The sequence below is a fragment of the Dokdonella aquatica genome (assembly GCF_051987395.1).
GTDB lineage: Bacteria > Pseudomonadota > Gammaproteobacteria > Xanthomonadales > Rhodanobacteraceae > Dokdonella.
Genome location: NZ_CP197094.1, coordinates 1,212,323 through 1,235,686, shown reverse-complemented (window position 1 = coordinate 1,235,686; position 23,364 = coordinate 1,212,323). Strand labels below are relative to the sequence as shown.

The 23,364-nt window shown below is 70.4% G+C and carries 22 protein-coding genes; 19 read left to right on the top strand and 3 right to left on the bottom strand.

What is annotated here, in order from left to right; genetic code table 11:
• Position 1: 1 nt before the first annotated feature.
• From ACQQ2N_RS05500 to ACQQ2N_RS05490, 3 genes are all read right to left on the bottom strand, one after another.
• Complete coding sequence (locus ACQQ2N_RS05500; protein ID WP_440224680.1) at positions 2–949, bottom strand: hypothetical protein; 948 nt, start codon at positions 947–949, stop codon at positions 2–4.
• On the bottom strand, positions 946–2,403 hold the full coding sequence (locus ACQQ2N_RS05495) for a TolC family protein (protein WP_440224679.1): 1,458 nt from the start codon (positions 2,401–2,403) through the stop codon (positions 946–948). Before ACQQ2N_RS05495 ends, ACQQ2N_RS05500 begins: the two co-directional genes overlap by 4 nt.
• A 124-nt stretch (positions 2,404–2,527) precedes the next feature.
• Positions 2,528–4,678: a PAS domain S-box protein gene (locus ACQQ2N_RS05490; RefSeq protein WP_440224678.1), complete on the bottom strand. Its 2,151-nt coding sequence runs from the start codon at positions 4,676–4,678 to the stop codon at positions 2,528–2,530.
• 383 nt (positions 4,679–5,061) lie between these two features.
• Here ACQQ2N_RS05490 and fliE point away from each other — a divergent pair, with 383 nt between their 5' ends.
• The 19 genes from fliE to ACQQ2N_RS05395 all read left to right on the top strand — a co-directional run bounded on the left by fliE (position 5,062) and on the right by ACQQ2N_RS05395 (position 23,363).
• The gene (gene fliE / locus ACQQ2N_RS05485; RefSeq protein ID WP_440224677.1) at positions 5,062–5,394 is read left to right on the top strand and encodes a flagellar hook-basal body complex protein FliE; all 333 of its coding nucleotides are present in this window, start codon (positions 5,062–5,064) and stop codon (positions 5,392–5,394) included.
• A 5-nt stretch (positions 5,395–5,399) separates the two neighbouring features.
• Positions 5,400–7,145, top strand: coding sequence for a flagellar basal-body MS-ring/collar protein FliF (fliF, locus tag ACQQ2N_RS05480; protein WP_440224675.1), 1,746 nt, complete (start codon positions 5,400–5,402; stop codon positions 7,143–7,145).
• A gap of 22 nt (positions 7,146–7,167) precedes the next feature.
• Positions 7,168–8,157, top strand: a complete 990-nt coding sequence (fliG, locus tag ACQQ2N_RS05475; RefSeq protein WP_440225715.1) for a flagellar motor switch protein FliG — start codon at positions 7,168–7,170, stop codon at positions 8,155–8,157.
• A gap of 31 nt (positions 8,158–8,188) precedes the next feature.
• On the top strand, positions 8,189–8,833 hold the full coding sequence (locus ACQQ2N_RS05470) for a FliH/SctL family protein (protein WP_440224674.1): 645 nt from the start codon (positions 8,189–8,191) through the stop codon (positions 8,831–8,833).
• Between the two features lie 5 nt (positions 8,834–8,838).
• On the top strand, positions 8,839–10,206 hold the full coding sequence (gene fliI, locus ACQQ2N_RS05465) for a flagellar protein export ATPase FliI (protein ID WP_440225714.1): 1,368 nt from the start codon (positions 8,839–8,841) through the stop codon (positions 10,204–10,206).
• A complete protein-coding gene (fliJ, locus tag ACQQ2N_RS05460) occupies positions 10,203–10,652 on the top strand; it encodes a flagellar export protein FliJ (RefSeq protein ID WP_440224673.1) in 450 nt (149 codons plus the stop codon). The genes fliI and fliJ overlap by 4 nt, the downstream gene beginning before the upstream one ends.
• 25 nt (positions 10,653–10,677) lie before the next feature.
• The gene (locus tag ACQQ2N_RS05455) at positions 10,678–11,988 is read left to right on the top strand and encodes a flagellar hook-length control protein FliK (protein ID WP_440224672.1); all 1,311 of its coding nucleotides are present in this window, start codon (positions 10,678–10,680) and stop codon (positions 11,986–11,988) included.
• Positions 11,989–12,658: 670 nt separating this feature from the next.
• Positions 12,659–13,162: a flagellar basal body-associated FliL family protein gene (locus tag ACQQ2N_RS05450; protein WP_440224671.1), complete on the top strand. Its 504-nt coding sequence runs from the start codon at positions 12,659–12,661 to the stop codon at positions 13,160–13,162.
• A gap of 1 nt (position 13,163) precedes the next feature.
• Positions 13,164–14,171 carry a flagellar motor switch protein FliM gene (gene fliM, locus ACQQ2N_RS05445; RefSeq protein ID WP_440224670.1) on the top strand — a complete coding sequence of 336 codons (1,008 nt, stop codon included), beginning with the start codon at positions 13,164–13,166 and terminating at the stop codon, positions 14,169–14,171.
• Entirely contained in the window at positions 14,168–14,518 is a 351-nt protein-coding gene (gene fliN, locus ACQQ2N_RS05440; protein ID WP_440224669.1) for a flagellar motor switch protein FliN, read from the top strand. The genes fliM and fliN overlap by 4 nt, the downstream gene beginning before the upstream one ends.
• 8 nt (positions 14,519–14,526) lie before the next feature.
• Positions 14,527–14,949, top strand: a complete 423-nt coding sequence (fliO, locus tag ACQQ2N_RS05435) for a flagellar biosynthetic protein FliO (RefSeq protein ID WP_440224667.1) — start codon at positions 14,527–14,529, stop codon at positions 14,947–14,949.
• Between the two features lie 53 nt (positions 14,950–15,002).
• Positions 15,003–15,710: a flagellar type III secretion system pore protein FliP gene (gene fliP, locus ACQQ2N_RS05430; protein WP_440225713.1), complete on the top strand. Its 708-nt coding sequence runs from the start codon at positions 15,003–15,005 to the stop codon at positions 15,708–15,710.
• Positions 15,711–15,838: 128 nt separating this feature from the next.
• A complete protein-coding gene (gene fliQ / locus ACQQ2N_RS05425) occupies positions 15,839–16,108 on the top strand; it encodes a flagellar biosynthesis protein FliQ (RefSeq protein WP_440224666.1) in 270 nt (89 codons plus the stop codon).
• A 5-nt stretch (positions 16,109–16,113) separates the two neighbouring features.
• Positions 16,114–16,890, top strand: a complete 777-nt coding sequence (gene fliR, locus ACQQ2N_RS05420; protein ID WP_440224665.1) for a flagellar biosynthetic protein FliR — start codon at positions 16,114–16,116, stop codon at positions 16,888–16,890.
• Between the two features lie 3 nt (positions 16,891–16,893).
• Positions 16,894–18,039, top strand: coding sequence for a flagellar biosynthesis protein FlhB (gene flhB, locus ACQQ2N_RS05415; RefSeq protein WP_440224664.1), 1,146 nt, complete (start codon positions 16,894–16,896; stop codon positions 18,037–18,039).
• A 106-nt stretch (positions 18,040–18,145) separates the two neighbouring features.
• A complete protein-coding gene (gene flhA / locus ACQQ2N_RS05410; RefSeq protein ID WP_440225712.1) occupies positions 18,146–20,146 on the top strand; it encodes a flagellar biosynthesis protein FlhA in 2,001 nt (666 codons plus the stop codon).
• Positions 20,147–20,186: 40 nt separating this feature from the next.
• Positions 20,187–21,740, top strand: coding sequence for a flagellar biosynthesis protein FlhF (gene flhF / locus ACQQ2N_RS05405; RefSeq protein WP_440224663.1), 1,554 nt, complete (start codon positions 20,187–20,189; stop codon positions 21,738–21,740).
• A 22-nt stretch (positions 21,741–21,762) separates the two neighbouring features.
• Positions 21,763–22,626, top strand: a complete 864-nt coding sequence (locus ACQQ2N_RS05400; RefSeq protein ID WP_440224662.1) for a MinD/ParA family protein — start codon at positions 21,763–21,765, stop codon at positions 22,624–22,626.
• Positions 22,623–23,363 carry an RNA polymerase sigma factor FliA gene (locus ACQQ2N_RS05395; protein ID WP_440224661.1) on the top strand — a complete coding sequence of 247 codons (741 nt, stop codon included), beginning with the start codon at positions 22,623–22,625 and terminating at the stop codon, positions 23,361–23,363. The genes ACQQ2N_RS05400 and ACQQ2N_RS05395 overlap by 4 nt, the downstream gene beginning before the upstream one ends.
• Position 23,364: the final 1 nt, after the last annotated feature.

Sequence of the window (23,364 nt, the reverse complement as noted above, 5' to 3'; positions counted from 1 at the left end):
CTCAGTCGTCGTCGTCCACGTGGCCGCCCTGCATCGACCAGAGCAGGCCGACACCGGCGACGACCACGTCGTCGTCGTCATCGAGGCCGTCGACGAGCCAACCCTCGCCGAACGGCACCCGCAGGCTCACGTCGCGGCGTGTGTAGCGCATCGTGCCACCGTCGCCGGCGGACTGCAGGTAGACGTGCGCGCCGCGCTCGTCGTGCAGCAGGGCGCCGCGCGGTACGGCGACGCCCTTCACGGGCTCGCCCCCGAGCGTCGCGGCGAGGCGCATGCCGGGCACGAGTCCCTCGGGTGGAGCATCGAGGGCCAGCAGCAGCGCGGGCGCGGCGATCTCGCCCGCGCCCTGGAGCGGGCCGAGTACGCGGGTGTCGTGGGCGACGCCGTCGATCGACACGCGTGCAGCACGCGGCACACCGGCGAGGCTTTCGCGACCCGTGACTTCCGCGCGCAGCAACACGAGCGTGCCACTGCGCAGTGCCTCGAGCGTCGCGTCGCGGTCGCGCGCCGCCGTCGATGCGTGGAAGCCGGCGAGCTGCGCGAGGCGACGCTCCGCGACGTCACGGGCCGCCTTCTGGCGAGCCTGCTCGACGACCGCGGCATCGACGACGCGACGCGAGGCTGCCGCGCCGTCGGCATGCAGCGCGCGTACGCGTGCGAGTTCCTCGGAGGCGACGCGTTCACCGGCACTGGCGGCCTCGGCCTCGCCCGCGGCGGCGAGGATGTCGGTCGCGTCGAGGACGCGTGCCGAGGTGGCCAGCACGTTCGGTGCGGTCACGGCGACGGGCCGTGCGACGCGCAGTCCGATGGCCTCGCGCTGCGACGCCTCGAGTACCAGCGCGGCCTCGCCGGCGTCGTCATCATCGTCGTCGACGGCGAGTGCCCACGGCGACGCCGCGAGCAGGATCGACGCCACGAGCAGGCTGCAGGCGGTTCGTGGTCGCCTCATCGCGGTTCCTCCGGATCGATCGGCCATGCGAGCCCGCGCTCGGGCCCCGAAAGCGGGACGTGCACGGCGTCCTCGAGCGCGAGCCGTGCGTACTGCAGTGCGCGCTGCGCCGTCACGACATCGCGCGCGGCCTCGGCGGCGAGCACGTCGACGGCGAGCACCTCGGCACGATCGATCGCGCCGAGGTGCAGCGCACGCGCATGCCGTTCGCCGTCGACGCGTATCGCATCGTGGCGACGCCGCGCCGCATCGAGGTTGTCGCGCGCGGCGCGTTCGGCGCCGCGCGCGATGTCGATCGCGGCGTGGACGCCGGCCTGCGTGCCGATCAGGGACTGCCCCGCGCGCTCGCGTTCGGCCTCGAGTCGCGCGATGCGCGCGCGGTCGCGTCGTGGTTGTGGAAGCGTCACGTCGACGCCGAGCGGCAGCTTGGCGATGCCGTGGTCCCAAGCGTATCCGGGCGAGACGGTGAACCGCGGGAACTGGTCGGCGACCGCCTGCTGGAGCGCGTTCTCGGCCAGCGCGTAGGCCTGGATCGCTTCGGCCATGTCGGATCGCGCGAGCAGTGCACGTTCGCGTTCGGCGTCGAGGCCGACGTCGTCGAACGCTGCGGGCGAGCCCCAATCCGCCCATGTGGTCGCGACGGGATCGAGCACCACGAGCGCGTCGACGGGCATGCCGATCGCGGCGGCGAGCTCGCCGCGCGCGCGAACGCGTGACATGCGTACCTCGCCGAGCGCGGCTTCCGCGGCGAGCGCGGCCTCGCGCGCAGGCAAGGCATCGGAAGACGCGTCTTCGCCCGCGGCGACGCGGCGTGCGGCGAGTGCTGCACGTGCGCGCTGCACGTCGACGAGCGACTCGTGGACCTCGACATCGTGCTGCGCGGCGATGTCCGCGGAAAGGGCGGCGACGACGCGAGCGCGCACGCGCCAGGCCTCGCCGAGCAGGCGTGCGCGAGCCGCGGCGATGTCGAGGTCGCCTGCCTCGCGCGCGAGCCGGCGCCGCGTCGCACCACCGAGCGGCCACTCGAGGCCAAGTCCGTACAGCCACGGTGAGCGTTCGCGTCGCGCGTGTTCGATGTCGAGCGCGAGCGTCGAGGGGTCACGCAGGCCGGCTTCGCCGCGTGCGGCGATCGCGGCGGCGACGTCCGCGCGTGCCGCGGCGAGTCCGGGATCGAGCAGCCACGCGGTCGCGACGAGGCGCGCGCGGTCCCAGCGTGGCGCCGACTCCGGAAGCTGCGGGAACGCCTCGGCAACGCGTGCCGCGAGTGCGGGATCGTCGAGGCGTCGAGTCGCGAAGGCCTCGTGCATCGCGACGGGGTCGAGCGGTCGCGGTGGCACCGTCATGCAGCCGCCGAGCGGCAACGCCAGCGCGAGCACGGCCGCGCGCCATCCGTGGACGGCATGACATTGCAGGCGCGCGATCGCGGGGCGGCCGCGGCGCGTGGCGGGATCCATCGCATTCCCCTCGGAAGCAGGCGAGCCGCACGTTGCGCGGCGGCACGAGGGGATTCTTGCGATCTATCGGGAATAATTCCCGCCGCAATGCAACATCATGTCAGACGACATCGCCTCATCACGTTCACCGCGTGGCCGCATCCTCCGCGCGCGCCGCATAGAGCTGCGCGTCGGCTTCGGCCATCGCGACCTCGAGCGGTACGCCTTCACGGCGGATCGCCGAGCCGAGCGTGAACCCGATCGGCGCCTGCTCCGCGTCGGCGCGGATGCGTTCGCAGACGCGCTGGGTCGCGCGTTCCTCGGCACCGCGCAGCAGCAGCAGGAACTCGTCGCCGCCGAGTCGGATGACGACGTCGTCGGGCCGCACGTGGCGGGTCAGGAAACGTCCCATCTCGACCAGCACCTCGTCGCCGCGCTGATGGCCTTGGGTGTCGTTGACGGCCTTGAAGTGGCGCAGGTCGACCGCCACGCAGCCCCAGACGTCGCCTTCGGCCATCGTCGTGGCGATCTCGGCGAGGTGGCGGCGGTTGAACAGTCCGGTCAGCGCGTCGCGGATGCTCGCCTCGTGCAGCGAGCGCTCGTGCAGATGGCGCTCGGTGACGTCCTGCGCGTGGGCCAGGATGTACGGATCCTCGTCCTCGGTGTCGAGCGTGTTGTGGTATTCCCAGATGCGCTGGCGGCCATCCTTGGTGACGAGGTGCATGAGGCCCGTCGCCGAGCCGTTCGTGATGATGCGCGACAGGTAGTTCGGCAGGCGCGGGCGGAACGACTCGGGCATGATGTCGGCGAGCGGGCAGCCGAGCAGTTCGGCGACGCTGTAGCCGAGCGACGCCGCGGCGGCCGGGTTGACCGACAGGATCGTGCCCTCGAGATCGTGCGTGCAGATCAGGCCCAGGCTGAACTCGAACAGCTTGCGGAAGCGCCGCTCGCTGACCTCGAGCGCCTGGGTCGCGCGTTTGCGCAGCGTGGTGTCCTGGAACGCGCCGACGAGCCAGCGCGGGCGGCCACCGTCGTATTCGACCGTGCCGAGCGTGCGCACCGTGATCGAGCGTCCGTCGGCGGTGATGAAGGGCAGTTCGAGATCCCAGCCCGAGCCGTCGGCGATCGCCTTCTCGATCGCTTCGCTGACGCGCGGTCGCACTTCGGGTGGATAGTAGGAAAGTCCTTCGTCGAGCGTCGGCCGGAAGCCCGGCGGCAGGCCGTGGATGCGGCAGGTCTCGTCGGACCAGACGATCTCGCCGCTGGCGAGGTCGACTTCCCAGCCGCCGACGCCGGCGAGACGGCCCGTGCGATCGAGCAGGGCCTCGCTCGCACGCAGGCGACGCTCGGCTTCCTTGGCCGTCGAGATGTCGAGCATCGTGCCGTACATGAGCTGCGGCTTGCCGTCGGGGAAGCGCTGCACGATGCGCCCCTGGCTGCTGACCCAGATCCAGCGGCCATCCTTGTGGCGCAGGCGCATCTGCGTCGCGTAGTAATCGGCCTCGCCGCGGATGTGCGGCTCGAGTTCCTCGACCGCGCGCGACCAGTCCTCGGGATCGGCGCGCCCGGCCCAGAACTCCACGTGCAGCTCGCCGAGCTCCTCGAGCGTGAAGCCGATGATCTCGGCCCAGCGCTCGTTGACGTGGAGGCGGCCGTCGCGCGCATCCCACTCCCAGGTGCCGGCCTGCATCGACTCGATGATCTGGTGCAGGCGGTCCTGATCGAGCAGGCGCAGGCGCTCGGCCTCGGCTTGGCGCTTCATCGCGGCCTCGCGCTGCACGGCGAGCAGGCGCTGGTCGAGCGCTTCGGCGACCGCGCGCGCGAGCTGCGAGAGCACGCGGCGCTGCATGTCGTTGAGCTGGCGCGGCTGGTTGTCGACCACGCACAGCGAGCCCATGCGCAGGCCGTCGCGCAACGTGATCGGCGCGCCCGCGTAGAAGCGGATGTTCGCCTCGCCCGTGACGAACGGGTTGTCGGCGAAACGTACGTCGTCACGCGCGTCGGGCACTTCCATGAGCGCGTCGTCGAGGATGGCGTGCGTGCAGAACGCGAGGTCGCGTGGCGTCTCGGTCGCATCGGGCAGGCCGACGTTGGCCTTGAACCACTGGCGGTGCTCGTCGATGAGGCTGACCAGTGCCATCGGCGTGCCGACGAGTTCGGCCGCCGCCTGCGCGAGCGCATCGAACAGCGGTTCCGAAGGCGTGTCGAGCACGCGCAGGTCGCGGAGGCGACGCAGGCGGGCGGTTTCGTCCGGTGGCAGAGGGTAAGGTCGCGTCGGCGGATCGGAGGGCTTCACGATCATCCTTCGTGCAAGCGTCGTTCCAGAGGAGGGTCCGAGTGTACAAAGGCTCGCGCCCGATGTGGCGTGACGGCGTGGGCAGCTACGGGAAGACACCGGGTGGCGCGAAGATCCGCCACGGCGCACCGTGGCGACGTGGCGAAGCGGTCCCGTTCTGCGCCTCGCCGGGTGTCCTGCCAGGCATCGCGAAGGACCGGCGTGGCGGTGCCGTGCCACCGCCAACGCGATGGCGCAGGGCAGAGTCGGGCGGTGTCGACTTCTTGACATCGGCTCGCTCGCTCGATGCAAGTCGTTGAACCGGAAAGCGGTCATGCCATGGCACAAACCTTGTAAGACCTCGCGCGAAGCCGGCATCGCACCGGCGCGGGGCAAGCCACGCCATGAATCCGGTCGACGTTTCCGGTCTCCTCCAGCAGATGCGCGCGATGAGCGCGCAGGCGCAGTCGGTGCTGCGCACGCCGGCCGCCACGCCTGCACCGACGGGCACGACCAGCGATTTCGGTGCCGTGCTCAAGCAGTCGCTGCAGGGCGTCAACGAGACCCAGCAGCACGCGCGCGGCCTCGCCGCGCAGTTCGAACGCGGCGATCCGAATGCCGACATCGGCACCGTCATGGTCGCGCTGCAGAAGGCCGACCTGTCGTTCCGTGCGGTCAACGAGGTACGCAACAAGCTGGTCGAAGCGTACCGCGACGTCATGAACATGCAGGTCTGACCTAGATGAGCGTCCCTCCCGATTCCACTTCGCTTCCGGTCGCCAACCCGCCGCCGCAGCGCTTCGACATCGCCCGCATCCCCGGTGCGCGCCAGGCCCTGCTGCTGGTCGGCATCGCCGCCGCGGTCGCGATCGGCGTGGCGATCGTGCTGTGGTCGCGCGCACCGACGTATGCGCAGCTCTACGCTGGCCTCGACGAGCGCGATGCCGCGCAGGTCGTGCAGGCACTGCAGACCGCGAACACGAGGTACGAACTCGGCGCCGGCGGCACCTCGATCTTCGTGCCGGCCTCCGAGGTCAATGCGACGCGCCTGCGCCTCGCCGCGCAAGGCCTGCCGCGCGGCGGCGGCAGCGGATCGTCGTCGTCGGGCCTCGGTGTTGCCGGCGATGCCGCGAGTCCGTTCGGCCTGAGCGAACTCGCCGAGCGCACGCGCTACCAGCAGCAGCTCGAGAACGACCTCTCCTCGACGATCTCGAGCCTGCAGTCGATCAAGTCGGCGCGCGTGCACCTCGCGCTGCCGAAGTCCTCGGCCTTCATCCGCGACCGCGGCCGCCCGAGCGCGTCGGTCATGGTGTCGCTGTACCCGGGCCGCACGCTCGACAACACGCAGGTCGGCGCGATCGTGCACCTCGTCGCGGCCAGCGTGCCTGACCTCGACGCCTCGCAGGTGTCGGTGGTCGACCAGAAGGGCGCGCTGCTGACGGTGTCGGATCCGGGCAGCCTCGAGGCCGTCAACGACACGCGCTTCCGCCTGATCCGCCAGATCGAGACCGCCTACGCGGGGCGCGTCGAGGAACTGCTGACGCCGCTCGTCGGCGCCGGCCGCGTGCGCGCGCAGGTCGTCGCCCAGCTCGACTTCACCGAGACCGAGAAGACCAGCGAGAGCTACGACCCCGCCAAGACCTCGGTGCGCAGCGAGCAGACCGCGAGCGAGCGCCGCATCGACGGCAATCCGAACAACCAGGGCGGCGTGCCCGGGGCGCTCAGCAACCAGCCGCCCAACACGCCGGCACAGGCCTCGGCCGCGACACCGAACGCGGGCGGTGCCTCGACCGCGCAGGACCAGACCACGACCGAAGTCAGCTCGAGCGCGACGCGCAACTTCGAGATCGACCGCACGATCAGCCACACGCGCGAGCCGGTCGGCAACGTGCGCCGCCTCAGCGTCGCCGTCGCGCTCGACAACAAGGCCGGCCTCGACGCCGAAGGCAAGCCGACCAGCACGCCGTTGACCGAGGACGAGGTCACGCGCATGACCGAACTCGTCAAGAACGCGGTCGGCTTCGATGCCACGCGCGGCGACACGGTCAGCGTCGTCAACGCGCCGTTCCAGGTCGATGCGCCGATCGAGCCGATCGCCGTGCCGCTGTGGGAGCAGCCGATGCTGCGCGAGGTGTTCAAGCAGGGCCTCGGCGTGCTGCTCGTGCTGCTGCTCGTGTTCGCGGTGGTGCGCCCGTTGTTCCGCAACCTCGTGCCGCCGCAGCCGAAGCGTTCGAACGAACTCGCGCCGATCGGCATGGACCCGCGCATGGCGGGCCTGCCCGGCGACGTCGCTCCCGACAACCTGATCCTGTCGAGCAAGGTGCAGGTCGCCAATGGCGGCGGCATGCCCGGCACGCTCGCCGCGAACGGCAACGGCAATCCGCCGCTCGACATCGAGCAGAAGATCATGCTCGCCAAGCGTGTCGCCGGCCAGGATCCCAAGCAGGTCGCGCAGATCGTCAAGAGCTGGGTGAGCAACGATGGCTGATCCGGGCGCGCCCGACGCCAAGCTGACCGGTGCCCAGCGCGCCTCGGTGCTGCTGCTCTCGCTCGGCGAGAAGGAAGCGGCCGAGGTGCTCAAGCACATGAGCGCGCGCGACGTGCAGGCGATCGGCTCGGCGATGACCTCGCTCGGCAGCATCTCGCGCTCGCAGGCCGACAACGTGCTCGACACGTTCACGGCCGCGCTGGAGCGCGAGACCGCGCTCGGCGTCGGCACCGAGGAGTACGTGCGGCGCATGCTCATCACCGCGCTCGGCGAGGACAAGGCCGCACGCATCCTCGACCGCATCAAGCTCGGTCGCGACTCCAAGGGCCTCGAGGCGCTCAAGTGGATGGAGGGCCGCTCGATCGCCGAGATGATCGGCGGCGAGCATCCGCAGATCGTCGCGATCGTGATGGCGCACCTCGACACCGACCAGGCCGCCGAGGTGCTGAACTTCCTGCCCGACGCGATCCGCCACGACGTGATCATGCGCATCGCCACGCTCGACGGCGTGCAGCCGAGCGCGCTGCACGAGCTCGACCAGATCATGGAACGCCGCTTCGCGGGCGGCCAGTCGTCGTTCTCGACCTCGTCGGTCGGCGGCATCAAGGCCGCCGCGCAGATCCTCAACCAGCTCGACTCGGGCAAGGACACCAAGATCCTCGAATCGATCGTCGCGCTCGACGGCGAGCTCGGCCAGCGCATCCAGGAACTCATGTTCGTGTTCGACGACCTCATCGGCGTCGACGACCGTGGCATGCAGGCGCTGCTGCGCGAAGTGTCCACCGACCGCCTCGTCATCGCGCTCAAGGGCTGTGACCAGGGCGTGCGCGAGAAGGTGTTCTCGAACATGTCCAAGCGCGCCGCCGACATGCTGCGCGACGACCTCGAGGTGAAGGGTCCGGTACGCCTGAGCGAAGTCGATGCGGCACAGAAGGAAATCCTGACCGTCGCACGCCGCCTCGCCGAGCAGGGCCAGATCAGCCTCGGTTCGGGTGGGGAAGAGTATGTCTGACCCCTCCAGGAATGCCCCGGGAGCCAGGACGATGCCCGCCAGCGTCTCCGTGCTGCCACGCGAACAGGCCGGCGATGCGCAGGTCTGGTCCGTGCCCGACGTCGCCGAGGAGCCGCTTGCGGAAGGCGGCGCCTGGCATCCGCGCACGCTGCGCCAGCTCGAGGAGACCGAGCAGCGCGCGCGCGACGAAGGCTACGCGCGCGGCCTCGACGAGGGCCGTCGTGCCGCGACGGCCGAACTCGCGGAGCAGGTGCGCCGCATCGACGCGATCGTCGCCGCGCTGCAGGCGCCGCTCGAGGCGCTCGACGCGACGGTCGAGCACGAACTCGTGCAGCTCGCCGCGATCGCCGCCGAGCGAATCGCGCGCCACGAGCTGGCCACGTCGCCCGAGCGCATCCTCGACGCCGTGCGCAGCGCGCTCGCCGCGTTGCCCGCCTACGCGCGCCAGGTGCGCATCCGCCTGCAGCCCGGCGATGCCGCGCTCGTGCGCGAGCACCTCGCGCCGGGCGAGGGTGGGCACGCCTGGGAGATTCTCGAAGACCCGAAACTCTCGCGCGGCGGCTGCCTCGTGCAGGCCGAGGCGACCCAGATCGACGCGAGCGTCGAGACACGCATCGCGACCGTGCTCGACGAGGTGCTCGGCCGCGACGCCGCGGCACCGCCGGAGGCTGCGTGATTATGCTGGCCGCCCGCAAGGCGCGAAGCCACGCGCGCTGGGCCGCCGCGCTCGCGACGCAGCGCGCGCAGCTGGGTCCCGAGAAACCGCTGGTCGCCGACGGCACGCTGCGCCGCGTGATCGGCCTGACCCTCGAGGCGGTCGGCTGCGAGGCACCGCTCGGAGGCCGCTGCCTCGTGCTCAACGCCGACGGCTCGCGCATCGACACCGAGGTGGTCGGCTTCTCGGGAGAGAAACTGTTCCTGATGCCGGCGGGCGAGATGCACGGCCTGTTGCCGAACGCACGCGTGCGTCCCTACGAGACCGTCTCCGAGGTGCCGGTCGGCACGGCCATGCTCGGCCGCGTCATCGACGCCGCGGGACGTCCGCTCGACGGCAAGGGTCCGCTGCAGTGCGACGGCCGCGCGCGCCTGACCGGCAACCCGATCAATCCGATGCTGCGCCATCCGATCCACGAGCCGCTCGATGTCGGCGTGCGCTCGATCAATGCGCTGCTCACGGTCGGTCGCGGCCAGCGCATGGGCCTGTTCGCGGGCAGCGGCGTCGGCAAGAGCACGCTGCTCGGCATGATGACGCGCTTCACCGATGCCGACGTGATCGTGGTCGGCCTGATCGGCGAGCGCGGCCGCGAAGTGAAGGAATTCGTGCAGGAGATCCTCGGTCCCGAGGGCATGCAGCGCGCCGCCGTGGTCGCCGCACCGGCCGACGCGCCGCCGCTCATGCGCCTGCGCGGCGCTTGGCTGGCCACGACGATCGCCGAGCATTTCCGCGACCGCGGCCTCAAGGTGCTGCTGCTCATGGATTCGCTGACGCGCTTCGCGCAGGCGCAGCGCGAGATCTCGCTCGCGATCGGCGAGCCGCCCGCGACCAAGGGCTATCCGCCGTCGGTATTCGCGAAGCTGCCCGCGCTGGTCGAGCGCGCCGGCAACGACGCCAGCGGCCGCGGCTCGATCACCGCGTTCTACACCGTGCTCACCGAAGGCGACGATTACCGCCACGATCCGATCGCCGACGCCGCGCGCGCGATCCTCGACGGCCACATCGTGCTGTCGCGCGAACTCGCCGAAGGTGGCCAGTACCCCGCGATCGACGTCGACGCCTCGATCAGCCGCGTCATGCCGGCCGTCGTCACGCCCGAGCAGCTCGCGGCGTCGCGACGCTTCCGCCAGCTCTACTCGAGCTACCGCCAGAACCGCGACCTCATCAGCGTCGGCGCCTACCAGAAGGGCAGCGACCCGCGCGTCGACGAGGCGATCGCGCGCTGGCCCGAGGTCTCGGCGTTCATGCAGCAGGACGTGCGCACGCCCAACGCCTACGCCGATTCCGTGCGCGAGCTCGACTCGATGCTCGGCGCGAGGAGGGTCGCCGCGTGACGCGCGTCGGACGCATGACCCAGCTCGCCGATCTCGCCGGCGACCGCACCGACGAGGCCACGCGCAAGCTCGCCGAGCGCATGCGCGGCGTCGAAGGCGAGGAGGCGCAGCTCGCCGAGCTCGAGCGCTTCCGCGCCGAATACCTCGATGCCGAACCCGCCGCGACCAACGTCGCCGCGCTCGTCAACCGACGCCGTTTCCTCGACCGCATCAACGAGGCGATCACGTTCCAGCACGCGCAGATCGCGCGGCAAAAACGCCTGCTCGAGGAGGAGCGCAAGCGCTTCCTGCAGGTTCAGGCCCAGTCCAAGGCACTCGACAACGTCGTGCAGCGCCTGACCGACGAGCAGCGCCGCGTCGAGGACCGCCACGACCAGGGCGAAGCCGACGAACGCGCGCTGCAACGCGCGGCGCGCGACGCCGCCCGCGACGAGCACGACCGATGACATCCACGAACGGCATGCCGACCTGATGGACACGACCTTGATGGACGCGATCACGCGCAGCGCACCGGCTTCACCGGCCAAGGCGACGGCCGCCGCCGCACACGACGCCCCCGCGGCATTCGGTGGCGCGCTCGCCGGTCTCCTCGGCGGCCGTACCGAGCCCGTCGACGACGCGGACGGCGCGCCTGTCGACCTGCGCGAGGACGACACGCGCGACCCACCCGCGCTCGAAATCGACTACGAAGACGACGTGCCCGCGGACGCGACGGCTCCTGCCGTCCTGCTGCCGTGGCTTGCGCAGTCGCGTGCGATCGCCGTCGAACCGGTGTCGGGCGATTCGCGCAACGCCCGCGTCCCCCTCCAGGCGGCTGCATCCGCATCCACCGATGCGGTCGAGCCGGATCCCGTGGCGGGACGGCTCGCGATCTCCGAGCGTGTCGACGATCGCGACGGCACGCGCAAGCAGCGACGTTTCGATGCACCGACGCTGCCGGTCGCGCCTCGTCCGCCGCGCTTCTCGTTCGCGACGGCCCCGGTGCCGACTCCGCCGCCGGCGTCGGTCGATGCCGCGTCGTCGAGGATGACGGCAGTCGACCTTGCCGCGCTCGCCGACGCGATCGATGCAGCACCTCCCACACAGACCTTGTCCGTGGCACGCCGTGGCGCATCCGCGACACGCGAGGCCGCGACGACCACGACGCCCGTCGCCGTGCGCACCCCCGGCGACGCGCCGCTGGACACACGCATCGCGCTCGGCAAGGCCGACGACGGTTTCGGTATCGCGCTGCGCGGCGCGGCAGCGCCGGAAGCGCCCGCGCCGTCGCAGGGCAGCTGGATCAGCGTCGCCGGGCCCGCCCTGCGCGGTGCGGCACCTGCTGCCGCGGTCGTCGATCCCTCGCCGGTTGCCGATGTCGAGGCCTGGAGTCAGGCCCTAGCCAAGCACACGATGCTGCTCGCGACCGGCGATCTCAAGGAAGCGCGCCTGCAGATCGAGGGCCGCCAGCTCGGCCCGATCGAGGTCAGCGTGCGCCTCGACGGCGAACGCGTCGACGTGCGCTTCGCGATCCAGCACCCGATCACCGCGATGCTCGTGCAGGACGCGCTGCCGCGTCTGGAGCGCATGCTCGAGCACCAGGGCCTCTCGCTCGGCCACTCCAGCGTCGACCAGGGGCAGGCCCAGGCGCAGGCCAACGCGCAGCAGCGCGACGGCCGTCACGCCGCGGCCGAGGTGCGCTTCGGCGCCGCGTCGCATGACGCGGCCGGCGTCGACAGCGATGGGGTCTCCGTGCCGCGGGCACGCGCCGCACCGCTCGGGCTGCTCGACGACTTCGCCTGAAGCCGTCCGCCAGGGGCTCGCCGACCGACGCACTGCTGTCCGGGGAAAAGTCGCACATCGCGTCGCCCCGTCAGCGGAGCTGTCGCGTAGTGGTTCCCGGCGCTCGGCGTCGTGCGACTTCACGGGCTCGACGCGTCCTCCCGCAGTGGCGTTGCGCTTGAGCCCCTCGCCCTCCGGGAGAGGGGTTGGGGAGAGGGTGCGGGATCGAGACCCCATCCGATCATCGTCGCCATCCCGAACCCTCATCCGGCCCTGCGGGCCACCTTCTCCCGGAGGGAGAAGGGATAAGGATCGCGCCGCGTGCGTCTGCCGCGAGAACGAGTCGGCATCCCGGCATTTCATTGCCGGAAGCCCGACGCGACAACGTTTTCGAGCTGTCGCCTCGAACGTTCCCCGGACAGCAGTGCCGACCGACGCCGTGGCCGTGGCGTCGCCGCATCGGCGTGGCCGGCTTGCCACGATCACCTGAAATCGCCTCGCGACAGGTCGCGCCGACGGAAGGCCGGCGCCTCCACAGCGACGTGGTGATACCGCCGCCAGGGCCAGTCAAGAAATTGGCACCGCGCCGACTGCTTTTCACCATGCTGTTGATCGGCATGGCCTTTCGAGGCGTTTCGCGAATGGCACGCGACTTGCTCTCACGAGGGCAGGCAAACCTCGCGAGGCGATCATGGCGGCAAAGAAGGAACCCAGGCAGGCCAAGAGCGGCGGCAAGATGCTCATCATCATCCTCGTCGTCCTGCTCGTCGGTGCGCTCGGTGCGATCGGCTGGCTGGTCATGCAGCAGCGCAAGCACGCCGCCGCGGAGGCCGAGCATCCCGAGGCCGCCGCCGCACCGGCCGTGGTCAAGGCCAAGGATCCGCTCTACCTCGCCCTCGATCCCGCCTTCGTCGTGAACTTCAAGGATCAGGGCTCGATGCGTTTCCTGCAGATCGGCGTGCAGCTCATGGCGCACGAGCAGGCCGCGCTCGATGCCGCCAAGGCCAACGAGCCGGCCGTGCGCGATGCGCTGATCCTGCTGTTCAGCGGCCAGGATGCGAACGAACTCATCGCACGCGAAGGCAAGGACAAGCTGCGCACCGATGCGCTCGCCGAGGTGCAGCGCATCGTCTCGGGCCAGCTCGGCCGTCCCGGCATCGAAGCCGTCTACTTCACCGCGTTCGTGATGCAGTGACATGAGCACCGACAAGATCCTCTCCAAGGACGAGGTCGACGCACTGCTCGACAGTGTCGAGGACGGCGACCTCGACGCCGCCGGCCCGGCCGCGCCGGGCGAGGTGCGCCAGTTCGACTTCTCGCGCCAGGACCGCGTCGTGCGCGGCCGCCTGCCGACCCTGGAAATGATCAACGAGCGCTTCGCGCGCGGCCTGCGCAGCGCCCTGTTCGGCCTGCTGCGCCGCAATTGCGAGGTCACCTCGAGCGGCGTCAAGCAGGAGCGCTACTCCGACTACGTGCACGGCCTCGGCGTGCCGACGAGCATGAACTTCGTCAACGTGCACCCGCTGCGCGGCACCGCGCTGGTGGCGCTCGAGTCGGCGCTGGTGTTCAACCTCGTCGAGAACTTCTTCGGCGGCAACCGCTTCCAGGCACGCATCGAGGGTCGCGACTTCACGCCGACCGAGACGCGCCTGATCCACATCATCCTGCGCGAGACGTTCGCGGCGATGACCGAGGCCTGGTCGTCGGTCATGGCGCTGACCTGGGAGTACGTCAACTCCGAGATCAACCCGCAGTTCGCCAACATCGTCAATCCGACCGAGACGGTGCTCGTCTCGCGCTTCCAGATCGGCCTCGACGGCGGCGCCGCCGACCTTCACGTGGCCTATCCGTACTCGATGATCGAGCCGATCCGCGACACGCTCGATGCCGGCATGCAGAGCGACCGCGTCGAGAAGGACGAGCGCTGGAGCCGCAGCCTGCGCGAGGACGTGCTCGATGCCGAGATCGAACTCGGCGCGACGCTGATCCAGACGCGCATCCGCATCGGCGACTTCCTGCGCCTGCGCCGCGGCGACGTGATCCCGATCGACCTGCCCGAGCGCGTGACCGTCACCGCCGAGGAGATCCCCATCTACCGCGGCCGTTTCGGCACCTCGTCCGGCAACAACGCCGTGCGCCTCGCCGACCCGCTGCGCCGCCCCGAACGCGCCACCCCTGAAGCCCCCAAGGACACGGCACCATGAACGACACCCCCGACCCGGCCGCGCGCGCCCGCGACGATTACGCCAAGGCGCAGTTCGACGAGCTCGGCGGCGACCAGAAGGGCGCCGAGGTCAACCTCGACGTCATCCTCGACGTGCCGGTCACGCTCGCGATGGAAGTCGGCCGCACGCGCATCAGCATCCGCAACCTGCTGCAGCTCAACCAGGGCTCGGTCGTCGAGCTCGATCGCGCCGCCGGCGAGCCGCTCGACGTGTTCGTCAACGGCACGCTCGTCGCGCACGGCGAAGTCGTGGTCGTCAACGACAAGTTCGGCATCCGCCTGACCGACGTCATCAGCCCCGCCGAGCGCGTGCGCAAGCTGCGCTGAGCGGAATGATGAAGACCTTCCTCGCCAGCGCCGCGCTGTTCGCGGCCCCGCTCGCCGCGCACGCGGCCGAGACCGTCACGGCTCCGCCCGACGGCGCGACCGCGCTGCTGCGCGTGCTCGGCAGCCTCGCCATCGTGGTCGCCTCGATCTTCGCCGCGGGCTGGCTCGCGCGTCGCCTGCAGGGCGTGAGCGGCGCGCGCGGCAAGCGTCTGCGCTGCCTCGAGACGATCGCGGTGGGCACCAAGGAGCGCGTCGCGCTGATCGAGATCGGCGGCCAGCAGCTCGTCGTCGGCATCGCGCCGGGCAGCGTGCGCACGCTGCACGTGCTCGAGACGCCGCTGCCCGAACCGAAGCCCGTCGTCGCCGCCGGCGACGCACCGCGCGGCTTCGCGCAGCTGCTCGCGGGCCTGCGCCAGGGGCGCGCCTCGTGAGCGCGCGTCGCCTCGCCGCCGCTTCGGCCGGCCTCGTCGCACTCGTTCCCGCCATGGCGGCCGCCGCGGATCCGATCGCGCTGCCGGCATTGCCCGCTTTGACCGTCACCCAGGGGGCCGGCGGCACGCAGACCTGGAGCCTGAGCCTGCAGATTCTCGCCGCGATGACGGCGCTGACCCTGCTGCCGGCGATCCTGCTGCTGACCACCTCGTTCACGCGCATCATCATCGTGCTCGGCTTCATGCGCCAGGCGCTCGGCACCACGCAGAGCCCGCCGAACCAGGTACTGCTCGGCCTCGCGCTGTTCCTGACGGCGTTCATCATGGCGCCCGTGCTGACCAAGGCCTACGACGCCGGCGTCAAGCCGTACATGGCAGGCCAGATGAGCGCCGAGCAGGCGCTGCCCGCGGCGATCAAGCCGATGCGCGACTTCATGCTCGACCAGACGCGCGAATCCGACCTGAAGCTGTTCGCGCAGATCGCGCGCGTGCCCGGCTACGGCGACCGCGACGCGGTACCGTTCCCGGTCGTCGTCTCGGCGTTCGCGGTCAGCGAACTCAAGACCGCCTTCCAGATGGGCTTCCTGATCTACATCCCGTTCGTGATCATCGACCTCATCGTGGCCAGCGTGCTCATGTCGATGGGCATGATGATGCTGTCGCCCATGATCGTGTCGCTGCCGTTCAAGGTCATGCTGTTCGTGCTCGTCGACGGCTGGGCGCTGCTGATCGGCACGCTCGCGAGCAGCTTCGTGCTGTAGGCGACGACGATGAACGCCTTCCTCGCCACCCCGTTCGCGTTCCGCTTCGCCGTGCCGGCCACCGCGCCGCGCGCCACCGTGGACGCACCGCGCCGGCCCGCGCCGGCCCTTGCCCGGAGCCCGCGCCGATGACTCCCGAAAGCGTCATCGCGGTCGGCCAGCACGCGCTCTACACGACGCTGATCGTGGCCGCGCCGCTGCTGCTCGCCGTGCTCGTGGTCGGCCTCGTGGTCGGCATGCTGCAGGCGGCCACGCAGATCAACGAGATGACGTTGAGCTTCATCCCGAAGCTCATCGCGCTCGCGCTCGTGATCACCGCGGGCGGTCCGTGGATGCTGCGCACGATGATCGACTACACGCGCGCGCTGTTCGCCGACCTGCCCAACCTCGTCGGCTAGGCACCGTGGAGCTCGACCTGTCCCGCGTCGCCGAGTGGGTCGCCGCCGCGATGTGGCCGCTCGCGCGCGTCAGCGGGCTGTTCCTCGTCGCGCCCGTGCTGAGCTCCAACACGATCCCGCGTCGCGTGCGCGTCGGCCTCATCGTGCTGTTCAGCATCGTCATGATGCCGGCCGCGCCCGGCGTTTCCGACGTCGAGCCGCTGAGCCTCGCCGGTGCCGGCATCCTGATCCAGCAGGTCGCGATCGGCGCGACGATCGGCTTCATCCTGCGCGTACTGTTCGAGGCGGTCGCGTTCGGTGGCGAGATCGTCGGCATCAGCATGGGCCTGAGCTTCGGCAGCGTGATCGATCCATCCAACGGCACCTCGACGCCTGTCACGAGCCAGCTCTACATGATCCTCGCCACGCTCATGTTCCTCGGCATGGACGGCCACCTCGAGCTGATCCGCCTGCTCGCGCAGAGCTTCGATGCGCTGCCGGTCGGCGTGTTCGTGCTCGGCCGCGAGACGTTCTGGGCGATCGCGGGACTCGGTTCGGAACTGTTCGCAGGCGCCGTGCGCGTCGCCCTGCCGGTCATGATCGCGCTGCTCGTGGTCAACCTCGGCTTCGGCGCGATGAGCCGTGCCGCGCCGGCCCTGAACATGTTCGCGATCGGCTTCCCGGTCACGCTGATCGTCGGCCTGGTCATGATCTGGCTCAGCCTCGGCGGCCTGCCGCCGACGTTCTCCTCGCTCGTGGACGGCGCGTTCGACGCGATCCGCGACCTGCTCGGGAGGTCGTGACCGATGTCCGACGAGACCGACAAGGAAAGCCAAACCGAAGAGGCCACCGAAAAACGTCGCCGCGATGCACGCGAGGAAGGCCAGGTCCCGCGATCACGCGATCTCGCCGCGGCGGCGGTCACGCTGTCGGCCGTCACGCTGATCCTCATGGCGGGCGGTCCGCTCGGCGAGGGTGTCACCGCGATCCTGCACGGCGGCCTCGCGCACAGCCGCGCGGAACTGCTCGCCGAGGACGCGATGACGACCGCGCTCGCAGACCTGTCGATGCAGGCGCTGGTCGTGCTCGCGCCGATCCTGCTGGTGACGGCGGGCGCCGCGATCGGCTCCTCGGTGCTGCTCGGCGGGTTCAACTTCAGCACCAAGGCGATGAGCTTCAAGGGCGAGCGCCTCGACCCGCTCAAGGGCTTCGGGCGCATCTTCTCGAGGAACGGCCTCGTCGAGCTGGCCAAGGCGATCGCCAAGGTGCTCGTCATCGGCGCCATCTGCATGGCCCTGGTCGCCTCCGAATTGCCGGAGATCCTCGCCGGCGCCAACACGGTCGCCTCGAACGGCATCGGCCTCGCCTTCAGCCTCGCCGGCAAGGCCGCGCTGTGGCTCGGTGGTGCCCTGCTGCTGATCGGCCTCGTCGACGCGCCGTGGCAGCTGTTCGAGCACGCCAGGAACCTGCGCATGACGCGCGAACAGGTGCGCCAGGAACACAAGGAAGCCGAGGGCAGCCCCGAGACCAAGAGTCGCGTGCGCCAGGTCCAGCACCAGATGGCGCGCAGCCGAATGATGGCCGACGTTCCCAAGGCGGATGTGATCGTCATGAATCCGACGCACTTCGCGGTGGCGCTGCGCTACGACGAGGCGAAGATGCGCGCGCCGATCGTCGTGGCCAAGGGCGTCGACCATATTGCCCTTCATATTCGCGAACTTGCGAAGACCCACAAGGTCGCGACGCTGACCGCGGCGCCGTTGGCACGAGCCTTGTATCACAACGCCGAGGTCGGCCAGGAAGTGCCCTCGTCGCTGTACGTGGCGGTCGCGCAGGTCCTGGCCTACGTCTATCAGCTCAAGCAGGCCGCGCTGGACGCGAACGTGCCGACGCCGGACGTGCCGACCCCCGAGGTGGACCCCGCCCTGTCGGATCCGCCGCCGCGCCACTGAACCAAGGATCCGCCACGTGTCGAGCGCCACCGCCGTATTCGATCAGATCAAGGATGCCGGCCGACGCGGCCTCGGCGCGCCGATCGTGGTGCTGCTCGCGCTGTCGATGCTCGTCGTGCCGCTGCCGACGTTCCTGCTCGACATGCTGTTCAGCTTCAACATCGCGCTGTCGCTGGTGATCCTGCTCGCGGTCGTCTACGTCGCGCGCCCGCTCGAGTTCGGCGCGTTCCCGACCGTCATCCTCATGGCCACGCTGCTGCGCCTCGCGCTCAACGTGGCGTCGACGCGCGTCGTGCTCATGAACGGCCACCAGGGCCACGGCGCTGCGGGCAAGGTCATCGAGGCGTTCGGCGAGTTCGTGATCGGCGGCAACTTCGCGGTCGGCCTCGTCGTGTTCGCGATCCTCACCATCATCAACTTCGTCGTCGTGACCAAGGGCGCCACGCGCGTGTCCGAAGTCACCGCGCGCTTCACCCTCGATTCGCTGCCCGGCCGCCAGATGGCCATCGATGCCGACCTCAACGCCGGCCTCATCAATCCCGAGCAGGCGCGCGAGCGCCGCCAGGAAGTGCGCGAGGAAGCGGACTTCTACGGCTCGATGGACGGCGCCAGCAAGTTCGTGCGCGGCGACGCGATCGCCGGCATCCTGATCCTCGTCGTGACGATGGTCGGCGGCTTCGCGATCGGCATGCTGCAGCACGGCCTGTCCGCCTCGGTGGCGGCCAAGACCTACATCGTGCTCGCGATCGGCGACGGCCTGGTCGCGCAGATCCCGGCGATCCTGCTCTCGATCGCCACCGCGATCATCGTCACGCGCGTCTCGCGGCCCACCAACATGGGCAAGCAGGTGGTCGGCCAGATGTTCGCGCAGCCCAAGGCGCTCGCGGTCACCGGCGCCGTGCTGATCATGATCGGCCTCGTGCCGGGCATGCCGAACGCGGCGTTCCTGCTGTTCGGCGCGATCTGCCTCGGTGCGGCGTGGCTGCTCAACAAGCGCCGCGAGACCGCGGTCATCGAGGCCGCCTCGCCGAAGGCCGCGCTCGCATCCACCCCCGGTGGCGAATCGGCCGAGATCGGCTGGGACGATGTCGCCGCAGTGGACGTCATCGGCCTCGAGGTCGGCTACCGCCTCATCACGCTCGTCGACCGCAACCAGGGCGGCGAGCTCATGGGCCGCATCAAGGCGGTGCGGCGCAAGCTTTCGCAGGACCTCGGCTTCCTCGTGCCGCCGGTGCACATCCGCGACAACCTCGACCTCGGGCCCAGTGCCTACCGCATCACCCTGCTCGGCGTGCCGGTCGGCGAGGCCGAGCTGCATCCCGACCGCCTGCTCGCGATCAATCCCGGCCACGTGCACGGTTCGGTCATGGGTATCCCGACGCGCGATCCCGCGTTCGGCCTCGAGGCGCTGTGGATCGAGCCGGGCACGCGCGACCACGCGCAGACGCTCGGCTTCACGGTCGTCGATCCGGCCACGGTCGCGGCGACCCACCTGAGCCACCTGCTGCAGACCCATGCCCACGAGCTGATCGGCCACGAGGAGGTCCAGCAGTTGCTCGACCGCCTCGCCCAGAGCGTGCCCAAGCTCGTCGAGGAACTCGTGCCGAAGCGGCTCTCGCTCGGCGTGGTCGTCAAGGTGCTGCAGAACCTGCTCGCCGAGCGCGTACCGATCCGCAACATGCGCAGCATCGTCGAAACCTTGGCGGAGCGCGCGCCGCAGAGTCAGGATCCCGACACCCTCACGGCCGCCGTGCGCGTGGCGCTGGGCCGCCAGATCGTGCAGGACATCAGCGGTTTCGGCGCGGAATTGCCCGTGATCACGCTCGCTCCTGACTTGGAACAGATATTGCTCCAGTCGCTTCAGGGCGCGACGCCGGCCGGTGCCGCGCTCGAGCCCGGACTGGCCGAACGCCTGCAGAAGAGCGCGGCGGACGCGACGCGACGGCAGGAGATGGCCGGCGAGCCGGCGGTGCTGCTGACCTCGCCGAGCCTGCGTTCGTGGCTGGCCAGGTTCGTGCAGCAGGCCGCACCAGGCCTGCGCGTGCTGGCGTACAACGAGGTGCCGGACAACCGCCAGGTGCGCCTGGCCGCGAGTCTGGGACGGTGACGACGATGACTGAGCAGAACACGCGACCGTTGGAGGTTGCATGAAGATCAAACGTTACGTGGCGGCCGACATGCGCCAGGCGATGCAGATGGTGCGTGACGACCAGGGCCCCGACGCGGTCATCCTGTCCTCGCGCCGCGTCGACGGCATGAACGAGATCGTCGCCGCGATCGACTACGACGAAGCACTCGTGCGCGAAGCCGTCGGCCAGATGCGCGCCGGTGCCGTCGCCGAGCTGCCGTCCACGCCCGTGCAGGCCGCCGCGCCGGCACCCGCGAAGGTCGTGCGCCGCCAGGTACCGACGCAGCAGCACGCACAGGCGCCGCAGAAGGCGCCGAGCACGCTGGCGCCGTCGCCCGCGTCGCTGCGCGCGAGCCCCGACGAGGCGGCGCGCCTGCTCATGCAGAGTACGTTGCCGCGCAAGGCCACCGCGCCGAACCGCGCGAGCTTCGATGTTCCCGCGACGCCCGCCTTCGAATCCCCCGCAACGCAGGTCGCACCTGTTGCGGCTGCGCCGCAGCGTCCGGCTCCGGTCACGCCGCCTGTCGAGGCCGTGGCGCCTGCGCCGGTGACTGCACCGGCTCCCGCGCCGGTCGTCGTCGCGACGACGCCTGCCGCGCCGATCCCGGCCGTCGCTCCCGCGACGCCGGTCAACCCGGCCAACGATCCTGCCTACCAGCGCATGCAGCGCGAGCTCAGCCAGCTGCGCCAGCTGCTCGAGGCCCAGCTGTCGAGCCTCGCCTGGAACGACATGGACCGCCGCCAGCCGCTGCGCACGCAGGTGCTGCGCGACATGACCCGTCTCGGCATCGAGCCCGACGTCGCGATCGACATCGTCGAGGACCTGCCTGCCGACATGACCCCGGACCAGTCGCGCTACCTGCCGCTGGGCCTGCTCTCGCGCCGCCTCACGATCGGCGGCAAGGATTTTGCGGACCAGGGCGGCGCGATCGCGCTGGTCGGTCCGACCGGTTCGGGCAAGACCACCACGATCGCCAAGCTCGCCGCACGCCATGCCGAGAAGTACGGCCGTGACCAGGTCGCGCTGATCTGCACCGACGACTACCGCATCGGCGCGCAGGACCAGCTGCTGCAGTACGGCCGCCTGCTCGGTGTGCAGGCCTATACGGCGCGCAACGGTGCGGAGCTGTCCAAGCTGCTCGTGCACCTCGCCGATCGCCGCCTCGTGCTCATCGACACGCCGGGCATGAACCATCGCGACGAGCGCCTCGTCTCGGTGCTCGACACGCTGCGCGCCAACGTCACGCGCGTGCGCAGCCTGCTCGTGCTTGCCGCGAACACCCAGGCCGCCGCGCTCGAGGAGAGCCTGCGCACCTACTCCGACCTCGATCCGTCGGGCTGCGTGTTGACCAAGCTCGACGAAACGCCGACGCTGGGCCCCGCCGTGTCGATCCTGATCCGCCACGCATTGGCGCTGCACTACACGACCGATGGCCAGCGCGTGCCGCAGGACATCGCCGTCGCCGACGCGCGCCGCGTGGTCTGCCGCATCGCCAACCCGACCGTCGCCGCGGTCGCCGATGAACTCGCCATGGCCGACCGCTTCAGCCGCGGCAACGTGGCGTTCGCCTAAGCCTATGGACACCCCTGCCGCCATGAACCAGGCCAGTGCACTCGCACAACCCGTCCCGCGCCAGAAGCCGGTGAAAGTCATCGCCGTCGCGAGCGGCAAGGGTGGCGTCGGCAAGACCAGCGTGAGCGTGAACCTCGCCACCGCGATGGCGCTCGCCGGCAAGCGCACGATGCTGCTCGATGCCGACCTCGGCCTCGCCAACGTCGACGTCATGCTCGGCCTGCAGCCGGTCTACAACCTCGCCCACCTGCTCAACGGCGACTGCTCGATCAACGACCTGATCCTCGAGGGCCCGCACGGCCTCAAGATCGTGCCGGCGACCTCGGGCACGCGCCGCATGGCGCAGCTCAGCCAGGCCGAGAACGCCGGCCTGATCCGGGCGTTCTGCGACTACGGCGAGCCGCTCGACACGCTCATCGTCGACACCGCCGCCGGCATCGCCGACAGCGTGACGATGTTCTGCTCGGCCGCGCAGGAAGTCGCCGTCGTGATCTGCGACGACCCGGCCTCGATCACCGATGCCTACGCGCTGATCAAGGTGCTGAGCCGCGAGTACGGCGTGCAGCGCTTCCGCATCATCGCCAACCGCGTGCCGACGCTGCAGCACGGCCGCGACCTGTTCACCAAGATCGTGCGCGTGGCCGACCGCTTCCTCGACGTGACGCTCGACTTCAGCGGCGCGATCCCCGACGACTACTACCTGCAGCGTGCCGTGCGCCGCCAGATGACCGTCGTCGACGCGTATCCGGCGAGCCGTTCGGCGCTCGCGTTCAAGAACCTCGCCCAGGCCACCGACAAGTGGATCGGCGGCACCGGCGTCAGCGGCCACCTCGAGTTCTTCGTCGAGCGCCGCACGCGCGCCGAGGCCTCCGAGGTCGAGCAGTGACTGCACCCAGTGCCGGTCTCTACCAGCAGGTCCAGCGCGGTGGCGCGGACGAGCTGGTGCACCGGCACGCCGCGCTGGTCAAGCGCATCGCCTGGCATCTCAAGGGAAAGCTGCCGGGCAGCGTGGACGTCGGCGACCTGATCCAGTCCGGCATGATCGGGCTGATCGAAGCCGCGCGGCAGTACGTGCCTGCGCGCAACACGAGCTTCGAGGCGTATGCGGGCATCCGCATCCGCGGCGCGATGCTCGACGAGTTGCGCCGCACGGACTGGACGCCGCGCTCGGTCTACCGGCGCCTGCGCGAGGTCATGGAGATGATCCGCGCGATCGAGACCGAGACCGGTCGCGAGGCCGACGAGGCCGAGGTCGTGAAACGCCTCGGCATCACGCGCGAGGAGTACGCGCAGGTGATGGACGACGCGAGCCGCTCGCGCGTGCTGAGCCTGAGCATGGAGGACGACGAGGGCGAGAGCCACGTCATCGACGTCGCCGACGACATCTCCGCGCAGCCGGCCGTGCGCGCGGAACTCGAAGGACGGCAGGGTGCGCTCGCCGAGGCGATCGACGGGCTGCCCGAACGCGAGAAGCTGCTCATGGCGCTGTATTACGACGAAGAACTCAACCTCAAGGAGATCGGCGAAGTGCTCGGCGTGAGCGAGTCGCGGGTCTGCCAACTGCACGGACAGGCGCTGGTGCGCCTGCGTGCGCGCCTGCGCGACTGGCGCAACGGAGACTAGG